Origin of the sequence: Corynebacterium vitaeruminis DSM 20294, from assembly GCF_000550805.1 — a bacterium.
Lineage (GTDB): Bacteria > Actinomycetota > Actinomycetes > Mycobacteriales > Mycobacteriaceae > Corynebacterium > Corynebacterium vitaeruminis.
Map to the genome: position 1 here is coordinate 1,878,342 of NZ_CP004353.1, position 22,600 is coordinate 1,900,941.

Sequence of the window (22,600 nt, forward strand, 5' to 3'; positions counted from 1 at the left end):
GTATCGCTTTTCGACGCTCACCTTCGGCGCCGCGCCTCTAGGGGTGTTGCCACGCGCAGGCGGCGGTCACGCCCGGGGTGGTGGGCCCCTCGATCGAGGTGCCGTACCAGTAGCTTCCCTCCGGCAGGGCGTCGACGACGGCCCGCGTAGCGTCGACAAGCGACAGCGAGGAGGAACCGTTGACGACGACGCGGGTGAGCTGCTCGGCCATGGGCGGGCGGCCTTCCGCCTGCTCGTACTGGTTGACCAGCATGTTGTCCGGCTCGCAGGTCAAGTCGATGACGTCGCCGTGGATGCTGGTGGCCTCGTAGCCGGCCGCCTTGAGCGCCTGCGGCAGCGCGGCGCTTGCGGCCTGCCACTCGGCGGGGGTGATGAGCACGTTAATGTCGGTGGAGATCTCACGCATCGCGGCGTCCTTCCAGTAGTTCTCGATCCTTCTTGTCCAGTTCTACCCCTTCGAGCAGCTCCGGGCGCACCTGCTGGGTCTTGAGCAGGGCCTGGTCGCGCCGCCAGCGGTCGACCTTGGCGTGGTTGCCGGAGAATAGCACCTCGGGCACGTCGAGCCCGCGCCAGCTGCGCGGCTTGGTGTAGCTGGGCCCCTCGAGCAGGCCGTCGGAGAAGCTGTCGTCCTCGTGGCTTCTGCGGTTGCCGAGCACGCCGGGGATGAGGCGGACGACGGCCTCCGCGATGACGAGGACGGCCACCTCCCCGCCGATGAGCACGTAGTCGCCGATGGAGACCTCGCGCACGCGGTAGCGGTTCTTGGCGTCCTGGGTGACGCGGTCGTCGATGCCCTCGTAGCGGCCGCAGGCAAACGCGATGTGTTCCTCGTTGGACCAGGCGCGGGCGTCTTCTTGATCGAAGGGCTTGCCCGCCGGGGTGGGCACGATGAGCAGCGGGAGCGCGGGGTCCTCGCCCTCGCGGACGTCGCGGCCTAGGTAGGCCTGCTCCTCGATGCCCTCCACCTCGTCGTGTCGGGGCACGTTGCGGTGGGCCTCGGCGGTTTCCAGCGCGGCGGCCGCGGCGACGGGGCCGGTGTGCGCCGCGACATCGTCGAGCGCCGGGCCCCACACCTCGGGCAGCATGACCATGCCCGGCCCGCCGCCGTAGGGCGAATCGTCGACGGCCTGGTGCACGCCGGTGGCCCACTGGCGCAGGTCGTGGACGCCGACCTCGAGGATGCCCTTCTCGATCGCCTTGCCCAAAAGGGCGTGGCGCAGGGGGTCGAGGTATTCGGGGAAGATGGTGACAACGTCGAGTCTCAGCATGGGGTTACAGCTCCAGCAGCCCGTCGGGCGGGGTGATCGTGCAGGTCCCGGCCTCGAGGTCGACCTCGGGGACGATGTCGTGGACAAACGGCACGAGGGCCTCCTTGCCGCCGTCGAGGGTGACCTCGAGGATCTCGCCGGCGGGGCCGTGCATGACGCCGGTGACCTCGCCGATCCTCGCCCCATCGAGGAGGACGCCCAAGCCCTCTAGCTCATAGTCGTAGAAGCCCTCCTCGTCCTCGTCGTTTTCGAGCGGCGGGGCGAAGAACCTGGTGCCGCGCAGCGAGTCGGCGGCGGTGCGGTCGGGGATCTCCTCGAACTTAACCAGCAGGCGGCCCTGGTGTGCGCGGACGGTGGCGATGGTGAGCTCGTGCTCCTTCTTGCCCTGGGTTCCGTGCAGCACCTCGCCCACCGCGAACCTGATCTCCGGCTCGTCGGTGGTGACCTCCACCGCGACCTCTCCCCTGATGCCGTGGGACTTGACCACGCGACCAATCATTAATTCCATGCCGACTAGCGTACCGTGGGGGTCATGACCGAGTTTCCAATCAACACGCCCGAGGTCTTTGGCAACGCCCACATCACCTCCGCCCCCGGCGTCATGACCGTCATCGACGCCGTCGCCGAGGCCCCCGCGGCCCAGCCCGAGCACGCCCGGCCCACCGCCAAGCGCCACCTGCAGGCCGACGGCGCAAACATCATCCTGTTCACCTTCACCAAGGGCCAGACCCTCAACGAGCACAAGGCCGCCCACCCCATCACCGTCGAGTGCGTCAAGGGCGAGCTGGAGTTCACCTGCCGCGACAACACGGTCACGCTGCGGCCGGGGACGGTCGTGCACCTGACCGACCACCTCGTCCACCGCGTGGACTGCAACGCCGAGGGCGAAAACGTCCTGCTCTTGACCATGCTCACCGGCGAGCGGCACCAGTCCTAGGACTCCCAGGCGGGGTTCGGGCCCGTAGCGGCGCCGGAGGCATCGTAAAGATAAAAGCCGGTGCCGTCGGCGGCGCCGCCGCGGCCTGCGTCCGCCTCCGCCTGCAGCCTGTCCGCGAGCTCCTTTGCGCCGCGCTGGGCGAGCACCCTGGCCGCCACGCGGAAGCCCACGACGTCGAGGATCCCGAAGGGGCCCAGCGGCGCGCCGGTGCCGATCGTCCAGACCGTGTCGATCCCCGCGGGGCTGGCGTGCCCGCCCGTCCACAGCGCAAGGCCCGCGTCGAGGAACGGGATGAGCAGGGCGTTGAGCAGGTAGCCGCGCACCGGCTTCGGGATCACCACCGGCGCCATCCCCATCGCGCGCCCGAGGTCCGCCACGCGCTCGAGGAGCTCGGACGGGGTGCCCTCCTGTCCCATCACCTCCACGACGTTGTGGCGCCAGATCATGTTGGCGAAGTGCATGGCGACCAGCCGGAGCGGCGCGGCCATGCCCTCCGAGATCTCTGCGGGCAGGAGGTTGGAGGAGTTGGTCAAAAGCAGCGCGTCGGGGCGGGCGAGCTTTTCGATCTCGCGAAAGAGCGTCTGCTTGATGCCCAGATCCTCGGCGGCGGCCTCGAGGACGATGTCCGCGTCGCCTATGGCGTCGACAAGCGAACCGGTGCGCGTCAGCGGCCGACCGCGAAGCGACCCCTCCTGCGAGCCGACCCACTCGACGAGCTGGTCGAAGCGGGTGAAATCGCCGCGGTGGTTGTAGACGGTGACGTCGAAGCCGCGGCTGGCCGCTTGGAGTGCGATCTGCGTGGCCAGCAGCCCCGAGCCGATGATCGCCATGCGCATGGGGTACCTCCTAGGTCTGCGGGAGCAGGCGGGGCACCACCTTTCCCGACTCGTTGCGCGGGAGCGCGCCTACCCTCACTATATGGTTGAGCCCGCTGAACTCGTTGACGTTTGTGAGGACCAGCTCATTGATCGCGTCATCCGAGATCTCCGCGTTGAGCACGACGTAGGCGTCGAGGGTGGCCACGATGTCCTCCTGGTGGCCGATGACGAAGGCGTCGCGCACCTCGGGCAGGGTGAGCAGGAACTCCTCGATCGTGCGGGGGTGGACGTTCTCGCCGCCGCGGATGACCATGTCGTCGGCGCGGCCGCAGACGTAGAGGCGCCCCGCTTCATCGATGACGTCCGCGCTGTCCTTGTCAGAGAGGAAGCCGAGCGAGGTCATGGAGTTCGACGAGTAGATGGTGCCGGTCCCGCCCTGGGGGACGGGCGCGCCGTCCTCGCCGATGATGGCCAGGCGCACGCCCATGACCGGGCGGCCAGCCGTAGTGGGATCGTCGAGGAGGTCCTCGATGCGGCCGATGGAGATCTGGCCGTGCTCGGTGGAGCCGTAGAAGTTGCACACCACGCCGCAGCCGTCGCCGAAGCGCTCGTTGAGCGCGTTGACCAGCGTCGGCGGGATCGTGCTGCCCGCGGTGACGACGTAGCGCACCTCGGAGGCGTCGAGGCCGCGCTCGTCGACGGTGGCGAGCAGGTCGCGGAGGAAGACGGCCGCGGAGATGATGCCGTTCACGCCGTAGCGCGCGAGGTCACTGGCCTCGGTGTCGGGGTCGAAGCAGCGGCGGGCGATGAGCGTGGAGCCGGTGGCCAGGGCTAGCTGCAGGTTGCACCAGCCCCAGGCGTGGAAGATGCTCACGTGCAGCTGGATGACGTCGCCCGAGCGCGCGGGCAAGGCGTCGAGGATGCCGCCGAGCGGCTTCGGCGTGCGCGGGACGGGCAGGACGACGGCCTTGGGCACACCGCGGGTGCCCGAGGACATGATGACGGTGGGCTGCTGCACCGGGCGCGCGGGAAGCTCGACGTGGCGGAATGTGGTGCGCCCCTCATCGATGAGGCTGGCGAGGGTTGCGCGGCCGGTCGTGTCTCCGGACCACTCGGCGGTGAGGAAGGTGTGGTCGGCCGGGGCGGCCCCTCCGCGTTCTGGAAGCTCGGCGAGCTCTGCAAGCTCGGCAAACTCGGCGTCCACGAAGAGCGCGTCGCTGGGGTACTCCCCCATCGTGTTGCGCAGCTGCGTGGCCGAGCACCCCGGGTTGAGCAGCTTGACCCCGATGCCGAGATAGGTTGCGGCGATCATGGGCAGGATCAAGCCGCGCCCGTTGCACGCGACGATGGTCAGGGACTCGAGGTCCCGGCCTTCGGCGGTGCGTCGGCCGCGCAGCGACTTCGCCAGTGCGATGGCCTGCTTGCGCAGCATGGCGTAGGACAGGGTGCCTGCGTCGTCGATGAGGGCGACGCGGCCTGGGAAGTCGGCCGCGCCCATCTCCACGAGGGCGGCCAGCGAGATGCCCCAGCGACGCACGGCGCCGAGCCGGTTCATGCTCTCTGTCCAGCCGCCGGTGCGCAGCACCCCGGCTGCCCGGAGCGGGCGCAGGGAGCGGACGAGCTGGTCGATCTGGGTGCGGGTAGAGACGTAGGTTCCGTGGTACTTCATGGTCCCCCTAGAAGGTCTGCGAGATGAGCGTGGCCACCTCGGTCACGCCCGCGTCGGTGAGGTGGACGGGCAGGTTGTAGCTGGTGGCGGAGGTGGTGTCGACGAGGCCCGCCACGAGCCGCTGGTCGCCGGAGGCGCACTGGCCGTTGTTCGTGGTGGCGTCGCGCAGGTCGGCGAAGACGACGTTCTGCCCGGAGCGCTCGGCCGCCAGCGACTGCGCCCAGTCGTGGATGTTGGTCTCCGCGTCGCTCAGCCACGGCATGGGGATGCCGAGGTTGTCGGGCAGCAGCGCCAGGTGGACGATGCACTCGTTGCCGGTGGCGGGGTCGGAGATCGTGGGATAGTCCGCGAGGGTGATCCGGGCGTTGGGCGCCGCGGCCTTGATGCGGTCGATGGCGTCGCCGACGGCCGCGTCCCAGCGGTTCTTCTCGTCGGCGTAGATGGCGGGCAGGTTGCTGCTGGTGGCGTCGAGGCCGTCGGCCTGGGCCTTGCCGAGCAGCCAGCCGTAGGCGTCGTTAAAGCCGATCTGGATGACGAGGTTGCTGGTGTCGCCGTTGAGGGCGCCGTCGCTGAGGGCGTTGTCGCCCTCCTGCGCCAGCGTCTCCGACATGCTGGCGCTGTAGGCGGTGGCCCCGGGGCAGGAGTAGTCGTGCACCTCGAGGCCCGCGATCTGGCCGATCTGGCGCGGGGCGTTGCTGGGCGACTGGCCGCAGCCGTGCGCGCCGGTGACGGTGTCGGCCGAGGAGCCGGAGGAGGTGGACGCGTTCGAAGAACCCGACGAGCCGGAAGAACCCGACGAACCCGAAGATCCAGATGATCCCGACGAGCCGGTCGAGCTCAGCGGGATACCCGCGTTCTGTGCGGCCGCGGCGACGGCGTCGGCGGGCGTGGGGTTGGCCAGCAGGGAGTCGCCGAACGTGACGAGGTTCTTGGTCGCGGCCGAGGCCGTGGCCGTCGTAGTCACCGTCGCCGCGCCGCACGCGAGAGCCGCGCACGCGATGGTCAGGCCCGCTCGCCGCACGACCGCCCTTCTAAAAAAACTCACCATTGGAAATCCTTTGAAGTCGGTTTCGCAGCCGGTGTGGGCCAGCTACATAACACCCGCCGGGTCGCGGGCAACGGGAGACAGTTTAGGAGGTCGGACCAAAGGAAGGCCAGCTAGTTTCGTTCCAGAAACCAGATTGACAGGGAGTTCGGAAGTTCTTGACAGGGGCCCAAAACGCAGAAAAACGGGCCCCGTTCCACGATGGAACGAGACCCGCTTTTGTCGCGAGTTGATTTTTACTCGGCGGCTTCCTCGGCCGGAGCCTCCTCGGACTCGGCGGACTCGGCAGCCTCAGCCTCAGCGGCGGCGGCAGCCTCGGCCTCAGCCTTGGCAGCGGCCTCCTCCTTGGCCTTGCGGCGCTTCTCGGTGATGGCCTCTGCGGTCGGGCCCTCGTTGGCCTCGGCCAGAGCCTGGTTGAACAGCTCGAGCTTGGACGGCTTCGGCTCGGCAACCTTCAGGGTGCCCTCGGCGCCGTCGAGGCCCTTGAACTTCTGCCAGTCGCCGGTCACCTTCAGCAGCGCGAGAACCGGCTCGGTCGGCTGTGCGCCGACGCCCAGCCAGTACTGAGCGCGCTCGGAGTCGATCTTGATGAGGGACGGCTCCTGCTTGGGCTCGTAGATGCCGATGTTCTCGATGACCTTGCCGTCGCGGCGGGTGCGGGAGTCGGCGATGACCACGCGGTAGTGCGGGGTGCGGATCTTGCCGAGGCGCTGGAGCTTGATCTTAACAGCCATGTTAAAAACCTTCTGTGGGTCACTGGGCAGTTCGGACGCCCCCGCAGGGCGCGGAGGCCGGTTCAACCCTTGGATTTCACTGCGTGTGACTCGACCGTTCGACCGTGGTCGATGAGCGGTATGACGCAGCTTGGACTTCGGTGGGCACAGGTGCCCAACCTCGCCAACTATACACACTGTTTCCGCGGGCTCCAAAAAATTTTCGCTTGTCGACGGCTAAAGCAGGCGGCCTGTGGATAACTCGTGGTGACGTGTCAACGAAAAGTGGGGTTATCCACAGGCACACTCGGCTACGGTCGCGCGCGCAGCGGAGTGTTTGTAGCGTGAGGCTCATGGATCCGATCGACGCTTTCGCCGCCGCCTTCACCTACCCCGTCGCCCTCCTGCGCGCCGTGACAGGTGCCAACGTCGCCAGCCTGACAGCCCGCGGAATACCAGCCACCTACGCCCGCGAACTCACAGACCTCGCCCCCATCTACACCCGCGGCCCCCTCGCGGCCGCCCTCGAAGAAAACGGGCACGGCCTAGCCACCATCCAGATCATCGAAAAACTCGCCCGCCGCCTCCCCACCGGCGCACGCCACACCTTCCGGCTCACCCTTGCCCGCATGGCAGGCGACGTCGACCACATTCACGCAGCAGGCCGCGCCCTACTACCAGCCACCCCACCACCGAAAACCGGGGCTAGAATCACCAGACGCAAAAACCAGGTCTGGTCCGTAACATTCACCGGGCCCGCAGCCACCATCGCCCAGTTGTACGACCCGTTCAAACACACGAGAGACCCCGCAACCGCCCTCCGCGACACCATCACCCGTGGTGGGGTGAGCACCGTGCTGCGCCCCATCGTCGTCATCCCCCTTCACCACACCACGAAAGTGCTAGACGGCACCAAGGACGAAACCACCTTCTGCTGCAGCGACGGGGTCATCCGCACCAGCACCCACATAGCCAACATGGAGTTGGACGAAACCTGGAGGTTTGCACTCACCCACCCCGTAGCTGGCCCCGTCGACCTCGTACGCACCCAGCGGTTTGCCAACACCAAGCAGCGCATCCTCGCCACCGTCGACAATCCCACCTGCGCCTGGGACGGATGCACCACCCCCGCCGACGAATGCCATATCCACCACCTCGTTGCCTGGCAGCACGGCGGACACACCACAAGCAGCAACCTAGCCACCTGCTGCAACTACCACAACGGTGTCAACGACGACCATCCCAACGCCCCACCACGCTACGGGCACCTGACCAGACACAACGGAAAAGTCACCCGCGTCTACCACTAAACCCGCAGGCGAATCACGCCCCGCGGGCTACAGGCGCGCGCCTACTTCTTGCCCTGGCCGAAGTCCAGGTTGTTGAGGTCGATGTTCTCAAGCCCCTTCGGCATCTTCATGCCCGGCATGCCGCCCATGCCCTGCATCTGCTCCTGCATCTTCTGCAGCTCGGCCATGTTGGGCATACCGCCCATCCCCGGCATGCCGCCGCGCGCCTGACGGTTCTTCACCGGCTTGCGCTTGCCGTTCTTGCCCTTGCGCCCCTTCGGCTTCTTCTTCGTCGCCGAGCGGCTCATACCACCCATGCCCATCTGGCCGGCCATCTTGCCCATCATCTTCTTCGCCTCGAAGAAGCGCTCGACGAGCTGGTTGACCTCGGCCACCGACACGCCGGAGCCGTTGGCGATGCGCTTGCGGCGCGAGGCGTTGAGGATCTTCGGGTCCTCGCGCTCGGCGGGGGTCATACCGCGGATGATGGCCTGGATGCGGTCGAGCTGCTTCTCGTCGACCATGTCGGCGACCTGGTTCATCTGCTTGCCGCCGGGCAGCATCTTCAAGATGTTGCCGATCGGGCCCATGCGTCGGATCATGAGCATCTGGTTGAGGAAGTCCTCCAAGGTCAGCTCGCCGGTGCCCAGCTTCTGGGCCGTCTCGAGTGCCTGCTCCTGGTCGAGGGTCTTCTCCGCCTGCTCGATGAGCGTGAGCATGTCGCCCATGCCGAGGATGCGGCTGGACATGCGCTCCGGGTGGAAGACGTCGAAGTCCTCCAGCTTCTCGCCCGTGGAGGCGAACATGATCGGCTTGCCGGTCACCTCGCGGATCGACAGCGAGGCACCGCCGCGGGCGTCGCCGTCGAGCTTGGTGAGCACCACGCCCGTGAAGTCCACGCCGTCGCGGAAGGCCTGCGCGGTGTTGACAGCGTCCTGGCCGATCATCGCGTCGATGACGAACAGCACCTCGTCCGGGTTGATGGCGTCGCGGATGTTGCGCGCCTGCGTCATGAGCACCTCGTCGATGCCCAAACGGCCGGCGGTATCCACGATCACCACGTCGCGCTGCTGGCGGCGCGCCTCCTCGATGCCCGCGCGCGCCACGGCCACCGGGTCGCCGTGGGAGCTGCCCATCTCGTGCTCGAGCGAGTCGATGGACGTGCCGGGGTCCGGCGCGAACGTCGGCACGCCCGCGCGCTCGCCGACGATCTGCAGCTGCTGCACCGCGCCCGGGCGCTGCAGGTCGCAGGCCACCAGCATCGGCGTGTGGCCCTGCCCGGCCAGGTGCTTGGCCAGCTTTCCGGCCAGTGTCGTCTTACCGGCGCCCTGGAGGCCGGCGAGCATGATCACGGTCGGCGGGGTCTTCGCCAGGTTGAGGCGGCGGGTCTCCCCGCCCAGGATCTCGGTCAGCTCCTGGTCGACGATCTTGATGATCTGCTCGGCCGGGTTGAGCGCCTTCGACACCTCCGCGCCGAGCGCGCGCTCCTTGATCCGCTTGATAAACCCACGCACCACCGGCAGGGACACGTCGGCCTCGAGCAGCGCCAGACGGATCTCGCGAGCGACCGCGTTGATATCAGCCTCTGTGACCTTGCCCTTGGAACGCAGGCCAGACAGGGCTTGGCCGAGACGATCAGACAATGACTCAAACACGGGTGACTACTCCTTTAAGCGGTACGCGTCGAAAAGCGAAAGAACACATACATGCTACCGGTTGGCTAGTGCTTTGGTCACTTCCCGCTCCACGACGGCCCGGTCGAAGCCCGGCTCGAGCGCGCACTGCACGATCATGGTGGCGCCGGGGTTGGACATCCGCAGCCACCTCAGCGGCGGCAGCGCGCCGATCAGCGTGCCCAGCGCGCCGCGGCGGTCGGTGGTGCGCACCTCGAGCACGTCGCCGTCCCAGAAGGTCGCGGTCAGCGCGCCGGCGATCTCCGGCAGCGCGGAGAACACGCCCGACTTGTAGGTCTGGACGAGCTCGTTTTCGTCGTAGCCGGTGCCGAGCGTGTTGTACACGCGCATCGACAGCTCCACGTTTGCCGTGCTTTCCGACGCCTTGCTGGCGGCCTCGTGGACGACGAGCTCCGCGGAGTCGATGTTCCAGCCCTTGGCGGCCACGAGCGCGAACACGCGCACGCTCTCGCGCAGGTAGTCGCCGCGCCAGCCGAGCGTGGCGGTGGTCTCCGCCTCGGAGGTCATGGCGCGGGACTGGTCGACGTCGAGGGTGAGCGCGCCGCGGGTTTTAACCGTGGGCGGTGCGGGCACGATGCGCGAAAGCCGCTCCCGGGCCCTAGTGCTGAGCGTGCGCAGGCCCGCGCGCAGGGCCGAACTGAACACGCCGGGGCCGGTGCCGGTGGAGTCGGCCTCGACGAGCGCCTCCATGAGGTCGACGGCGAGGTAGTCGTAGCCGAGCGCCTCGAGCACGGCGTGGAGCGCCTCGTCGGAGGTGGGGTCCATCGTGGTGGCGATCTGCGGGATGCGGGTGTGCTGGGCGACCAGCGTCTCCACGACGCGGGCGTCCTGGGGGCTTAACCCCAGCCGGTCTGCGGCGGCGCGGACGAACTCGGCGCCGACCTCCTCGTGGGGGCGGTCGTAGCCCTTGCCGATGTCGTGGTAGAGCGCGGCGAGGTAGAGCAGGTCGGGCCGGGGCACGCTCACGCCCTGGGCGGCGCAGTTGCCCACGACGACGAGCGAGTGGCGGTCGATGGTGTGGACATGGATGGGCTCGCGCGGCATGAGGCCGCGGATGTGCTCCCACTCGGGCACGAGCCCGGTCCACAGGCCGTACTCGTCGAGCTTTTCCACCACCCGGGAGGTGTTCTCCGGGGAGCTGAGCACGGTGAAGAAGTCGCTGGCCACGACCGGCGTGAACCGTTCCGGCAGCGGCGGCACGGTTTGCAGGCGCTGCCAGGTGGCCTCGGTGACGGGCAGGCCGGTGCGCGCGGCGGCGGCCGCGACGCGCAGGACGAGGCCGGGGTCGGTGAGGTCGGGCCTGCGGGAGAGGGTGATCTCGCCGTCGACGTCGACGACGTCGGCGTCGATCGGGCGGCGCACGGTGCGGCGAATGCCGGTGCGCCTGGGCAGCATGTTGCGGGCGAGGTTGAGCGACTCGGTCAGGGCGTCGTCGATCTTCTTCGAAGCCTGCGCCAGCGCGCGGGAGAGCTCGTAGCGGTCCTCGAAGCCGAGGTCGAGCGCGACGTCGACCGCGAACTCGGGGTCGAGCACGTCGCGGGCGCGGCCGGCGTGGACGTGCAGCAGGGTGCGCGCGTCCAGCAGGAGGCGGCGCTCCTCGTCGAGCTGGGCGCGGTTGCAGAGGTTCGCCAGGGCAAGGGCGTTGATGAGGTCGAGGTCGCGCAGGCCGCCGCGGCCGTGCTTCAGGTCGGGCCGGGTCATCGTGACCACGGAGCCGGAGCGGCGCCAGCGGGCGATGGCGGTGTCGACGACGTCGTTGAAGTTCTTCTTCACCTCGCGGCGCCAGGTGTCGAGCACCTTGCGTCGGGCCTCGGCGGTCAGCTCCTCGTTGCCCGCGATGTGGGTGAGGTCGAGGAGCGCCAGGGCCGCGGTGGAGTCGGCGGAGATCATGCCCGCGCATTCGTCGGGGGTGCGCACGGAATAGTCAAGCCGCATCTTGGCGTCCCAGATGGGGTACCAGACCTCGTCGACGTCGCTGGGGGTGTCGCCGGGGGTGTGGATGAGGACCAGGTCGAGGTCGGACTTCGGGGTCATCTCCCCGCGGGCGAGCGAACCGGTCGCGGCGAGCGCGGTGCCGGGCGGTAAGACGAGAGAACCCAGCAGGGACAGGGCCTTTTCGTTGGCTTCCGTCCGCAGCTGGGTGGGGTCGAACGTGGGGTTCACGACTAACTAACTGCCTTAGATGGCGTCTGTGCCGCGCTCGCCGGTGCGTACTCGGATGAGCTCCTCGACGGGGGTGACCCAGACCTTGCCGTCGCCGATCTTGCCGGTGTGGGCGGTGTCGACGATGGCGGTAATGACGTCCTCGACGGTCGCGTCGTCGATGACGATTTCGAGCTTCACCTTGGGCACGAAGTCGACGGCGTACTCGGCGCCGCGGTAGACCTCGGTGTGGCCCTTCTGCTGGCCGAATCCCTGGGTCTCCGTCACGGTCATGCCGTGAACGCCTACCTGCTCGAGTGCATCCTTAATGTCGGTGAGGGTGAAGGGCTTAACGATGGCTGTCACGAGCTTCATGAAAGTCTCCTTTGTTGAAAAAGTGTGCGGCTACGCCGGTGAAACTATTTCACGTTCTTTAGAAATCATACGCACGACTCGGATTTTTTTGAGTTTGGGCTGCTCCCCCCAAAGCGTTGGGATTGGATTGGAAGGGATTCTTCGGGGGGAGCAAGTCTGATTCTGCCTAACGGATTTCCGGTCCGGCGGTGTCGTAGGCGGACTCCCCGTGCTGGTGGAAGTCGATGCCGAAGGCCTCTTCCTCGTCCTCGACCCTCCAGCCGATGGTGGCCTTGATGGCGTAGGCGATGATCGCCGCGACGCATCCCGCGAAGACCATGGCCGCGACCGCGATGACCACCTGGACGATGAACAGCTTGAAGCCGTCCGCGCCGCCGCCGGTGAGCAGGCCGGAGCCGTCCGCTAGGAGGCCGACGCCGATGGTGCCCCACAGGCCCGCGACCAGGTGGACGCCGACCACGTCGAGGGAGTCGTCGAAGCCGAACTTGTACTTCAGGCCGACGCCGAAGGCCGCGAGCACGCCGCCGATGGCGCCCAGGATGATCGAGGTGACCGGGGTCAGGGCGCCCGCCGCGGGGGTGATGGCGACGAGTCCTGCGACGACGCCGGAGGCCGCACCAAGGGAGGTGGCGTGGCCGTCGCGGATGCGCTCCACCGCGAGCCAGCCGAGCATGGCGGCGGCGGTGGCGACGGTGGTGTTCAGCCACGCGACGCCTGCCAGGCCGTCGGCGGCGAAGGCGGAGCCGCCGTTGAACCCGAACCAACCGAACCACAGCAGGGCCGCGCCGAGCATGACGAACGGGAGGTTGTGCGGGCGCTGGGGCACGCGCGGGAAGTTGCGGCGCTTGCCGATGATCAGCGCGAGCACGAGACCGGTGATACCAGCGGAGATGTGGACCACGGTGCCGCCTGCGAAGTCAATCGGGGAAATGTTCGCCTCACCGTCGGTGGTGCCGAACATCCAGGCGGCGAAACCGGTCTCGCCGTGGGAGAGCAGGCCGCCGCCCCAGACCATGTGGGCCAGCGGGAAGTAGACGAAGGTCGCCCACAGACCCGCGAAGACCATCCAGGAGCCGAACTTCACGCGTTCTGCGATCGCGCCGGAGATGAGCGCGGTGGAGATTACCGCGAAGGTCAGCTGGAAGCCGACATCGATAATGTTTGCGTAGCCGTAGGCACCCGCGATGTAGTTGCCGTCCGCGTCGGTGATGGAATCCTTCAGGCCGAAGAACTCGAACGGGTTCGCGAAGATTCCTGCGATATCCTGGGTGCCGTAGGACATCGACCAGCCCCACAGGACGTAGATGATGGACACAAGCCCGAGCGCCCCGAAGGACATCATCATCATGTTCAGCACTGACTTCTGCCGGGACATACCGCCGTAGAAGAAAGCAAGCGCTGGGGTCATGAGCAAAACGAGGGACGCTGAGATCAGCATCCAGCTGGCGTTACCTGAAGCCATTGCGACATCGTCTGGAGTCACGTCGGGCCTCCCCTTCTCTTAACACTCTGTTTTAGGATTTGAGGTCTCGCGATGCGGCGGCCGACTCGGTCGTCCTCCCCAGGCTTGATAGCGGCTGAGCAGGGCCGAGGCGGAGGGTATGCGCCGCATCAGCGCGTCCTCACGGTTTTTAACTATAGACCAATAGGTTCGATTTCTATAACCCGACAGGCACCGTGTTTTCGCTCACCCCCTCCCCGCCCGGCAAACCCCCAGTTCAGAATACCTATCGAGCATTAGGTAAGTGCCACCCCCGGCGGGCACAAAACGCCGCCACCGAATCATTCGGTGGCGGCGCACGTCCGGCGAGGGCTAGTGACCGCCCAGCAAGGCGTCGACAAAGCCCTCGACCTCAAACGGCGCGAGATCGTCGGCACCCTCGCCGAGGCCAACGAGCTTGACCGGAACGCCGAGCTCGTTCTGGACGCGGAAGACGATGCCGCCCTTGGCGGTGCCGTCCAGCTTGGTCAGCGCGACGCCGGTGATCTGCACGACCTTGGAGAATTCCTGGGCCTGGATCATGCCGTTCTGGCCGGTGGTGGCGTCGAGAACGAGGAGAACCTCGTCGACCACTGCCTTCTTCTCCACGACGCGCTTGACCTTGCCCAGCTGGTCCATGAGGTTCGCAGAGTTGTGCAGGCGGCCAGCGGTGTCGATGAGCACGACGTCCGCGCCGCGGTTGACGCCCTCGCTGACGGCGTCGAACGCGACGGACGCGGGGTCCGCTCCCTCCTTGCCACGCACAGTGACGGCTCCGACGCGGCGTCCCCACGTCTCGAGCTGGTCGGCGGCGGCCGCGCGGAAGGTGTCGGCGGCGCCCAGGACCACGCTGTGGCCCATGGACACCAGCACGCGGGCGAGCTTGCCCGTGGTGGTGGTCTTGCCGGTGCCGTTGACACCGACAACCAGGATGACCGCTGGCTTGCCCTCGTAAGGCATCGCCTTGATCGAGCGGTCCATGTCGGGCTGGCCCGCCTTGATCAGCACCTCCCGCAGCATCGCGCGGGCCTCCTCCTCGCTGGACACGCCGCGGGAGGCGATCCTCTCGCGCAGCTCGTCGACGACCTCGGCGGTGGTGCCCGCACCCAGGTCGGCCTGGACGAGCTCGTCCTCGACCTCCTCCCAGGCGTCGTCGTCGAGGTCGCCGGCGGAGATCATGCCGAGGACGGACTTGCCGAACACGCTCTGCGAGCGCGCGAGCCGGCCGCGCAGGCGGCCGATGCGGCCGGTGGCGGGGTCGATCTGGTCGAGCTGCTGCTGGGGCTCAGCCTCAGCCTCCGGCTCCTCCGCAGGGACCGGGGTTTCCTCCTTCGCCTCAGCCGCGGCCTCGGCGACGGTGGCGGCGGCAGCGGCGGCCTCGGCGGCCTCCTCTGCGACCGCCTCTTCCGGCTCCTCGGCCTCTTCAGCCTCTTCAGGCTCTTTGGGCTCCTGCGCCTCCTCGAACTCGTCGAGCTCCTCGAAGCCCTCCGGCTCCTCGGCCTCGATCTTGTCCGCCTCTGCCTCGGCGACGGACTCCTCGGTGGCCTCCGCCTCCGGCGGCACGTCCGCGTCGGTCAGCGGCTCGCCCTCGGGGTGCTCGTTGAGCTTCTCCTCGACCGGCGCTGCCTGCGGGGCGGCCTCCTCCACCACGGGAACGACCGGCACCGGCTCAGCGACAGGCTCAGCCTCAGCCTTCGCCGGGGCGAAGCTGAACCCGCCCTGCGCCTGGTAGTTGCCGGACTTCTCCTCCTGGGTCAGCTCCTTCGGCGCCTCCTCCTTCGGGGCGAAGCTCACGGTCTTGGACTTCTTGCGATTGAGCCCCAGGACCAGCGCCACGATGGCGAGCACGACGATGACGGCGACAATACCGATAATCAGTGTGGTGTTCATGCCCTCCATACTTTCATTTCTTCGCAGTTTTTACACGTCGAGGTGGAAAACCTAGGCCCCGATCCCCTGGTGCTTGACCGCGAGCACCATCGCCTCGGCGGCGACGAGGTCGCTGGTGACAAGATCGGGCACGATGTCGGCGAGCTTCGCCCAGCCCGAGGTCACCGCGTCCAGCGTCTTGGTCGAGGTGATCAGCCCGTGCGCGTGCATGCGGGCGGCCAGCGCCAGCACGAGAGAGACCACCGGCGCCAGCGACCACACGTTCTCCCGGGCGTCGGTGTCCACACCGTCGAGCTTGTCGAAGCGCACGCGCGCCATCGCGTAGAGGGTCCGGTTGGCGCTGCGCAGCGTGCGCAGCAGCGTCACGGCCGGCTGGATGAGGCTCTCGCTCGACAGCAGCTCCCCGAGTTTCTCCCGGTGGTTAAAGGTCTCGAACACCGCCAGCAGGCGCGAGCCGTCGTCCATGATGGCCCCCGGCACGATGTTCGCCCCCGCAAAGAACATGTCGAGCAGGTTCTTCTGCTGGGCTGCGTCCATGCCCGCGATCGCCACGGTGGACTTGTCGATGCACGCCGAGTCCAGCGTCGTGTCCCGCCCGGTGCGCAGGGTGTCGATGAGGTTCTGGCCCGCCAGGTCGGACAGCTGCCCCATGAGCTCCTTGACCTGGGGGTTGAGCGCACGCGCGGCGAACGCCGCCACCACCGAATCCGCCAGCTTGCGCGCGCGACCGGCCTTCTCCGGCACCTCGAACGCGGCCTCCTCCGGCTCCGCCGACAGGATCCGGTCGATCTCGCCCATGAGCTCGAGCGCGCCGATCCACGTCGCGCGGTGGACATCCTCCTGCTCCTCGACCAGGTCGCGCGAGCCGAACACGCAGCGCGCCAGCGAGGTCTCCACGATCCGGCCCGGCTGCTTCTCCGACGGAACCAGGCTCGCGGACAGCCCGGCGAGCGCCTCGTAGGGCTTCGCGCGCAGCACCGCGTGGATCGCCTTCTGGGACGGGCCGGTGGCCTGCCCCATCGTCACCATGTCCCACAGAAGCGGCATGACGTCCGCCGAGGTGGGCACCTCCTCGCTCTCTCCCGACAGGAACGCCGCCAGCTGTGCCAGCGCCGGGTCCGGGTCGGCGAAGTAGCCCGGCTGCGCGATCACGTGCGCGCTCGCGCCCGGCGCGACCGGGGCGTGCAGCGTCATGAAGCGGTCGAGCGTGTGCAGCTGGACCGCCAGCGCGCCCGCGCCCACCAGAGACTCGGGCAGCGCGATCTTCCCGTCGGCGACCTCCAGCGTGCGGGCCGGGGCCCACGGCGCGGTCAGCGGCCACACCCAGGCGCCCACGTTCTCCCCCGCACCCTCCGCGAGCAGCACCGACGGATCCTCCGTAGACGGGGAGACGGTCACCTCGGCGGCGGACTGGATATCCGCCAGCGCCACCGACACGCGCCGGTCGGTGCGCGGGTCGGTCCACTCCAGGTCGATCCGACCCGACGGCATGACCGCCGCGGACGTCGCGATGCCCTTCAGCGGCGCGACGTAGGTGTAGCCCCCGTCGGGGCTGACGAGCTTGTTCGTCTTCACCGGCGCGCCGTGGTGGTTGCGCACGGCGACCTTCGGGTCGATGAGGCGCCCGGCGGCGCGGATGCGCAGCGTGCCCTCCGGGTCGAGCACTCGCGGGCGCAGCGAGAGGCGCGACGCCCGCCACATCAGCGGCTCGATCGTCAGCGGCAGCTCAAACGCCAGGCGCGGCGGGGTAAACCGCAGCGGCAGCTGGTCGCCCTCCTCGGTGGCAACGAGGAAGTCCGCGCCCGCGGACAGCGGCGCCACGTGGACGGTCTCCGGCTGGCACAGGAACTCCTTGTCCCCCGGCTTCACCGTCAGGGTCGCCTCCGACAGCCCGCCGCCCGAGGGGATCCGGAAGGAGCGCGAGCCGCCCGAGATGTCGATGACGGCGCGCGCGCCCTCCACGATCGCGAACTCGTGCCGGAAGGACTCGTTGCGCGGCCCGCGCACCCGCACGAGGTATTCGCCCACCCACGGAGCGTCGTAAAGCTCGGGGTCGAAGACCTGGAAGACGCCGCCCTCGGCGGGGACCTCCAGCGGCTCGGGCTGGGTGATCTCCTCGCCCGCGTTCGACACGCCCGCGTAGGAGGAGATGGCCAGGTACCACGTCTCGGCGTCGCCCGACAGGGTCGGCGGGAACTCCGCCAGCAGCGAGCGGTTGAACACCGGCAGGCCCGAGGAGCTGTTGAGGCAGTCGATCGGCTCGCCCGGGTTGCGGAAGATCACGCGCTGGCGCGGGTCGATGGAGCGCACGCGGTCCATGGAGGCGCTCTGCCCCGGGGCGACTGCCGCCAGCGACGCTGCCTTCTCCACGTTGACCTCCAGGCAGGCCCAGCCGGCCCAGCCCTCCACGCGGTGGATCTCGTCGGCCACGATCTCGGTGCCGGAGACGACGTCCTTGAGCCGGACCTCCTCGGGCACGATCACCTTGAGCGACTGGTGGTGCAGCGAGAGCTTGTCGGTGACGTTCGCGCCTCGGGAGGTGAAGATCAGCGCCGCGTCCTCGGTTCCCACCACCGGCACCGTCCACGTGATCCCGTGAGTCAAGTCCTGAACCGTGACCTCACGCACCGGGTGGTCGAGGGTGACGTCGATCGGCTCGGAGAAGCCCGAGGTGTCGCCCCACAGGCTGCCCGTGCGGTAGACCTTCGTCGTGCCCTCCACGGACACGCGCCAGCTCACCTCGGGGGTCAGCCCCTCCTCGGAGGCGGGGATTCGCTGCTCCGGCAGCCGCAGGCAGATCCGGTTGCGCGCGGAGTCGAAGAGGATGCGCGGGCGCATCTCGCGGCTGGCGACGCCGACCGCGGACTCGCGCCCCAGGGTTCCCACGGGGCGCTCGCGCAGCTCGCCCGCGACGACTTCCTCGATCTGCACCGGGAGCGCGGGCGATAGCTTCGAGCGGTTGCGGTCGAACCAGCTGTCCGGGTGCTCGATGGCGAACTCCCGCAGCGCCCGCACTCCCTCCAGGATGAGGGCAGCGCTCGGCAGCCCCAGCCGCAGCGAGTCGCCGAAGAACCCCTCCAGCGATTCCACGGGAAGGGACTGGTCGATCGCCTCCAACACGCCCGGCAGCTCGTTGCTGAGCAGCCCCGCGTGGATCGCGAGCAGCGTGAGCGCCGACTGCCCCTCCGGGCGCACCAGCCCCAGCTGCTCCAGCGCCTGCGGCACGAACTCCTCGATGAGCTCCGCGGCCTCGGGGAAGCCGGCCGGGTCGAGCCCCAGCCCGCCGAGGAACTCGGCCGCGAACCGCGAGGCGTCGACAAGTTCCTGCGCGCGAGAGACGAGCGCCGTGAGCGTGAGTGCGGGGCTGAGCCCGAAAAGACCCGCGAGCGTGGAGCCGGCCGCGATCTGGCGCGAAAGGAAGATGCCGTAGAGCCGTTCGATGCGTTCGAGCTCGTCGAGGCGCAGCCCCATCTGTGCCACCGTGTCCACCTGCACCAGGCGCTGCGCCAGATCCAGCTCACTGGTCGACGCCCAGCCCAACAGACTGTCCTGCATATCAGCGATCGGATGCACAGGCTCACTCATGAGTTACTACTCCCCTTTTAGTTGTCGCGCGCGTGGCACGCATCGTCGAATCCGGCCGCCAGCGACCTTAGATTCATTTAAAGCACAAAGGAACATTTCTAGCATGTTCGACAATCCGCGACGCCGCGACTCCCTAAAAACGGGTGGGAGCCGCCTCACACCCTGAGAGCAGGCTAAACGTCGCCGGTTTCCTTCGCTGCGGTTTCTTCGCTTTCCGACGCCTTCGGCGCGTGATCCTCCACCGCGCGCATGCGCTGCGAGAGCACGCGCGTGACGCCATCCCCGCGCATCGTCACGCCGTAGAGCACGTTGGCCACGTCCATCGTGGGCTTTTGGTGGGTGATGACGATGAGCTGGGAGTCGCGCCGCAGCTCCTCGAACAAGGCGATGAGCCGGCGCAGGTTGACGTCGTCGAGGGCCGCCTCGACCTCGTCCATGACGTAGAACGGCGAGGGCCGCGCGCGGAAGATGGCCACGAGCATCGCCAGCGCCGTGAGCGACTTCTCGCCGCCCGACAGCAGCGAGAGCCGCTTCACCTTCTTGCCCGGCGGGCGGGCCTCCACCTCGATGCCGGTGGCCAGCATGTCGGAGGGGTCGGTGAGCACGAGCCTGCCCTCGCCGCCCGGAAAGAGCGTGCTAAAGACCTTGGGAAACTCCGCCTCCACGTCCTTCCACGCGTCGGTGAAAAGCTGCAGGATGCGGGCGTCGACGTCGTCGATGACGCCGTTTAAGTCCTTGCGCGCCTGCTCGACGTCGGCCAGCTGCGTGGAGAGGAACTCGTAGCGCTCCTCGAGCGCCTTGAACTCCTCCAGCGCCAGCGGGTTCACCTTGCCGAGCGCGGCCAAGTCCTTCTCCGCCTGCTTGAGCCGCGCCTTCTCGGCGGCCAGATCAAACTCGGGCCCCGGGGTGTAGTCGCGCAGGATGTCGGCGACCGGCACGCCGAGCTGCTCGACCAGCTTTCCCTGGGCCTCCTCCATGCGCACCTGCGCCTGGCTGGTGGCGATCTCCATCGAGTGCGCGTTGTCCGTCAGCCGGGCGAGCTGCGTGCGCAGGGCGCCCACCGCGTCCTTGGCAGCGGCGACCTTCGTGGCGAATGAGCCGCGCTTGGCGATCGCCTGGTCCCGCGCCGAGGTGGCCCGCGCGAGGGCGTCGGCGACGAGCGTGGCCACCTCGGCGGCCTTCTGCGCGACGACCCCGGCCAGCTCGGCCTGCGCGCGGCGGCGCGCCATCGTCTGCTCGTGGCGGGCCTTGGCCTGGCGCTCGTGGCTGGCCTGGCGGCGCAGCCCGTCGCCGCGGCCGCGGACCTGGTCGGCCTTGTCGCGGGCCGACTGCAGCGACAGCCGCGCCTCCATCTCCATCGCGCGGATCTGCGCGAGCGCCGCAGCGGCCTCGTCGCGCTCGGCGGTGGACGGCTCGTAGTCGGGCTCGTCGTCGCTGACCCGCGAGAGCCGGTCACGGGTCTCCTCCAGCTGCTCGCGGGCCCGGGCGAGCCGCACGTCGGCGTCGGTGGCGCGGGCCGCGATGCGCTCGTGCTCGCGCATCTGCGACTCCAGCTGCTTGGCCAGCCGCTGCTGATCGCGCCGCAGGGCGCCCACCTGGGCCTCCTGGTCGCGCAGCGCGGCGGTCGTGCGGGCGGCTGCGACGCGTGCCTCGCGGGCCGCGTCCTGGGCTCCTTCGAAGGTTCCGGCGAGCTCCTCGAGCTGCGCGCGGGCCACCTCCAGCTGCCCGCGGGCGGCGTCGATGTCGGCGGTGATTTCCACCGAGGAGGACCCGCCCTGGCCGACCTGCGCCCAGCCCTGGCCGAGCAGCACCCCGTCGCGGGTCACGGCCCGCAGCCTAGGATCCGACTCCACCACCTCGCGGGCCGCCGCGGCGTCGGGCGCGACCACGACGTCGGCGAGCAGGCGCGTGAGCGCCACCTCGACCTGCGGCCCAAGCGTCAGCGCATCGAGGAGCCAGCTAGCCCCAGCCGGGAGCGTGACGTCCATGCGCCAGCCCTTGCCCGGTACCTCCTCGACGAAGGTCGTGCGCGCGATCCCCAGCGCGGCCACCTCGCCTAGGCGCCCCGACACGGGGCCCGTGAGCGCCTCGGCGAAGCCGCCGAGCGCCGTAGCGGCGGCCAGCTCCAGCCCGCGCTTGACCGTCACGTGTTCCGAGAGCCTGCCCCACGTGCCCAGCGCGCCGAGGCCGTCGCCGGACGGCGCGCGGGGCACCGTCGACTCCAGCGTCTCGATGCGCGACTCCAGGCGCGAGACCTCCCGCTCGCGTTCGCGCTGCTGGGCGCGCAGCTGCTCGAGGCGCTGCTCTGCGGCCTCGGCCTCGGCGGTGGCGCGCACGTGTTCCTCGCGCCGCTGCTCGGTGTCCCCCTCCAGCTCCCCCATGGTCTGCTCGACGCCGCGCAGCTCCTTCTCGATCGCCGCGGTCCGCGTGCGCGACTCCGCCACGACCTCCGACTGCCGCGCGATCTCCTCGGAGATGGCGGCCACCTGCGCGGACTGCGACTCCTCGGCCGCCACGAGGCGCACCACGCCCTCGCGGCGGTCGGCGATGGCGCGGACCTGGGCCAGGTGCTCACGGTCGGCCTCCTCGGCCGCGGCCTGCCGCTCCTCGACCTCCTCGCGGATGCCAGAGAGCCGCTCGCTGGCGATCTCCGCCTTCTCCTCGAGCTCGGCCAACTCGGCGTCGGCGCGGTCGGCGCGCGCCTGCAGCTCATCCGGGTCGGGCCCCTGGTAGGCGACGATGTGCAGCCCGTCGACGCGGTCCGAGGCAATGCGGCGGGTGGCCGACACGCGCTCGGCCAGCGCCGAGAGATCAAACCACAGCTGCTGCGCGGCCTCGGCGGCGGGGGTCGCCTGCGCAAGCGCGTCCTCGGCCTCCAGCTGGATGCCGGTAGCCTCCTCCAGCTGCTCGGTGACCTCCTCGACCTGCTCGGCGAGGATGCGGGCTCGCGACTGGGCGCTGCCCAGCTTCTCCTGCAGCTCCACCAGCTGGTGCCCCGCGAGCTTGAGCCGGGCGTCGCGCAGGTCCGCCTGCACGGTGGCGGCACGCTTGGCCGCCTCGGCCTGGCGTGCCAGCGGCTTGAGCTGGCGGCGCAGCTCCTCGGTGAGGTCGGTCAGGCGGTCGAGGTTGGCCTGCATGTTGACGAGCTTGCGCTGCGCCTTCTCCTTGCGGCGGCGGTGCTTGAGCACGCCCGCGGCCTCCTCAATGTAGGCGCGGCGGTCCTCCGGCCGCGACTCGAGGATCTGCGCGAGCCGCCCCTGGCCGACGATGACGTGCATCTCGCGGCCGATGCCGGAGTCGGACAGAAGCTCCTGGATGTCCATGAGCCGGGCGCGGGAGCCGTTGATCTCGTACTCGCTGGCGCCGTCGCGGAACATGCGGCGGGTGACCGAGACCTCGCGGTACTCGATCGGCAGCGCGCCGTCGGAGTTGTCGATGGTGAGCGTGACCTCCGCGCGCCCCAGCGGCTTGCGCTCGCCCGCGCCGGCGAAGATGACGTCCTCCATCTTGCCGCCGCGCAGCGTCTTCGCCCCTTGCTCGCCCATCACCCAGGCCAGCGCGTCGACGACGTTGGACTTGCCCGAGCCGTTCGGCCCCACGACCGCGCAGATGCCGGGCTCGAATTTCAGGGTCGTCGCAGACGCGAAGGACTTGAACCCCTTGAGCGTCAGCGACTTCAGATACACCCGTGTGAG

General features: G+C 69.0%; 16 protein-coding genes. 2 read left to right on the top strand and 14 right to left on the bottom strand.

Annotation, left to right across the window (positions count from 1 at the left end; genetic code table 11):
• Positions 1–37: 37 nt before the first annotated feature.
• The 3 genes from B843_RS08610 to rimM are packed head-to-tail and all read right to left on the bottom strand — an operon-like array spanning position 38 to position 1,776.
• Positions 38–406, bottom strand: a complete 369-nt coding sequence (locus tag B843_RS08610; protein ID WP_025253106.1) for a hypothetical protein — start codon at positions 404–406, stop codon at positions 38–40.
• Positions 399–1,268, bottom strand: coding sequence for a tRNA (guanosine(37)-N1)-methyltransferase TrmD (trmD, locus tag B843_RS08615; RefSeq protein WP_034648385.1), 870 nt, complete (start codon positions 1,266–1,268; stop codon positions 399–401). Before trmD ends, B843_RS08610 begins: the two co-directional genes overlap by 8 nt.
• Positions 1,269–1,272: 4 nt before the next feature.
• The gene (gene rimM, locus B843_RS08620) at positions 1,273–1,776 is read right to left on the bottom strand and encodes a ribosome maturation factor RimM (protein WP_025253108.1); all 504 of its coding nucleotides are present in this window, start codon (positions 1,774–1,776) and stop codon (positions 1,273–1,275) included.
• Between the two features lie 24 nt (positions 1,777–1,800).
• Between rimM and B843_RS08625 the strand changes: the two genes are divergently transcribed.
• Positions 1,801–2,205 (top strand): cupin domain-containing protein, encoded by a 405-nt coding sequence (locus tag B843_RS08625; RefSeq protein ID WP_025253109.1) that lies wholly within the window; start codon positions 1,801–1,803, stop codon positions 2,203–2,205.
• Here the strand turns inward: B843_RS08625 and B843_RS08630 are convergent.
• From B843_RS08630 to rpsP, 4 genes are all read right to left on the bottom strand, one after another.
• Positions 2,202–3,041, bottom strand: coding sequence for a 3-hydroxyacyl-CoA dehydrogenase NAD-binding domain-containing protein (locus tag B843_RS08630; RefSeq protein WP_025253110.1), 840 nt, complete (start codon positions 3,039–3,041; stop codon positions 2,202–2,204). The two genes, B843_RS08625 and B843_RS08630, sit on opposite strands and share 4 nt — an antisense overlap.
• A gap of 10 nt (positions 3,042–3,051) precedes the next feature.
• Positions 3,052–4,692 (bottom strand): AMP-binding protein, encoded by a 1,641-nt coding sequence (locus B843_RS08635; RefSeq protein WP_025253111.1) that lies wholly within the window; start codon positions 4,690–4,692, stop codon positions 3,052–3,054.
• A gap of 7 nt (positions 4,693–4,699) precedes the next feature.
• Positions 4,700–5,713: a GDSL-type esterase/lipase family protein gene (locus B843_RS08640; RefSeq protein WP_025253112.1), complete on the bottom strand. Its 1,014-nt coding sequence runs from the start codon at positions 5,711–5,713 to the stop codon at positions 4,700–4,702.
• Between the two features lie 260 nt (positions 5,714–5,973).
• Positions 5,974–6,471 (bottom strand): 30S ribosomal protein S16, encoded by a 498-nt coding sequence (gene rpsP / locus B843_RS08645; protein WP_025253113.1) that lies wholly within the window; start codon positions 6,469–6,471, stop codon positions 5,974–5,976.
• A gap of 332 nt (positions 6,472–6,803) precedes the next feature.
• Between rpsP and B843_RS13275 the strand changes: the two genes are divergently transcribed.
• On the top strand, positions 6,804–7,760 hold the full coding sequence (locus B843_RS13275; protein ID WP_025253114.1) for an HNH endonuclease: 957 nt from the start codon (positions 6,804–6,806) through the stop codon (positions 7,758–7,760).
• A gap of 41 nt (positions 7,761–7,801) precedes the next feature.
• On the opposite strand, the gene ffh is transcribed toward B843_RS13275, so the two are convergent.
• The 7 genes from ffh to smc all read right to left on the bottom strand — a co-directional run bounded on the left by ffh (position 7,802) and on the right by smc (position 22,591).
• On the bottom strand, positions 7,802–9,394 hold the full coding sequence (gene ffh, locus B843_RS08655; protein WP_025253115.1) for a signal recognition particle protein: 1,593 nt from the start codon (positions 9,392–9,394) through the stop codon (positions 7,802–7,804).
• A 54-nt stretch (positions 9,395–9,448) separates the two neighbouring features.
• A complete protein-coding gene (locus B843_RS08660) occupies positions 9,449–11,596 on the bottom strand; it encodes a [protein-PII] uridylyltransferase (protein WP_025253116.1) in 2,148 nt (715 codons plus the stop codon).
• 15 nt (positions 11,597–11,611) lie between these two features.
• On the bottom strand, positions 11,612–11,950 hold the full coding sequence (gene glnK / locus B843_RS08665) for a P-II family nitrogen regulator GlnK (RefSeq protein WP_025253117.1): 339 nt from the start codon (positions 11,948–11,950) through the stop codon (positions 11,612–11,614).
• A gap of 166 nt (positions 11,951–12,116) precedes the next feature.
• On the bottom strand, positions 12,117–13,412 hold the full coding sequence (locus B843_RS08670; protein WP_155895131.1) for an ammonium transporter: 1,296 nt from the start codon (positions 13,410–13,412) through the stop codon (positions 12,117–12,119).
• Positions 13,413–13,763: 351 nt separating this feature from the next.
• Positions 13,764–15,320, bottom strand: a complete 1,557-nt coding sequence (gene ftsY, locus B843_RS08675) for a signal recognition particle-docking protein FtsY (protein WP_038596076.1) — start codon at positions 15,318–15,320, stop codon at positions 13,764–13,766.
• Positions 15,321–15,371: 51 nt separating this feature from the next.
• Positions 15,372–18,905, bottom strand: coding sequence for a hypothetical protein (locus tag B843_RS08680; RefSeq protein WP_025253120.1), 3,534 nt, complete (start codon positions 18,903–18,905; stop codon positions 15,372–15,374).
• 173 nt (positions 18,906–19,078) lie between these two features.
• A complete protein-coding gene (gene smc / locus B843_RS08685) occupies positions 19,079–22,591 on the bottom strand; it encodes a chromosome segregation protein SMC (protein ID WP_025253121.1) in 3,513 nt (1,170 codons plus the stop codon).
• Positions 22,592–22,600 lie beyond the last annotated feature (9 nt).

Excerpts from the sequence above, each read along its gene's own strand:
- B843_RS08610 (WP_025253106.1), bottom strand. The coding sequence starts at position 406 with ATGCGTGAGATCTCCACCGACATTAACGTGCTCATCACCCCCGCCGAG.
- trmD (WP_034648385.1), bottom strand. The coding sequence starts at position 1,268 with ATGCTGAGACTCGACGTTGTCACCATCTTCCCCGAATACCTCGACCCC.
- rimM (WP_025253108.1), bottom strand. The coding sequence starts at position 1,776 with ATGGAATTAATGATTGGTCGCGTGGTCAAGTCCCACGGCATCAGGGGA.
- B843_RS08625 (WP_025253109.1), top strand. The coding sequence starts at position 1,801 with ATGACCGAGTTTCCAATCAACACGCCCGAGGTCTTTGGCAACGCCCAC.
- B843_RS08630 (WP_025253110.1), bottom strand. The coding sequence starts at position 3,041 with ATGCGCATGGCGATCATCGGCTCGGGGCTGCTGGCCACGCAGATCGCA.
- B843_RS08635 (WP_025253111.1), bottom strand. The coding sequence starts at position 4,692 with ATGAAGTACCACGGAACCTACGTCTCTACCCGCACCCAGATCGACCAG.
- rpsP (WP_025253113.1), bottom strand. The coding sequence starts at position 6,471 with ATGGCTGTTAAGATCAAGCTCCAGCGCCTCGGCAAGATCCGCACCCCG.
- B843_RS13275 (WP_025253114.1), top strand. The coding sequence starts at position 6,804 with ATGGATCCGATCGACGCTTTCGCCGCCGCCTTCACCTACCCCGTCGCC.
- glnK (WP_025253117.1), bottom strand. The coding sequence starts at position 11,950 with ATGAAGCTCGTGACAGCCATCGTTAAGCCCTTCACCCTCACCGACATT.
- B843_RS08670 (WP_155895131.1), bottom strand. The coding sequence starts at position 13,412 with ATGGCTTCAGGTAACGCCAGCTGGATGCTGATCTCAGCGTCCCTCGTT.
- ftsY (WP_038596076.1), bottom strand. The coding sequence starts at position 15,320 with ATGAACACCACACTGATTATCGGTATTGTCGCCGTCATCGTCGTGCTC.
- B843_RS08680 (WP_025253120.1), bottom strand. The coding sequence starts at position 18,905 with ATGAGTGAGCCTGTGCATCCGATCGCTGATATGCAGGACAGTCTGTTG.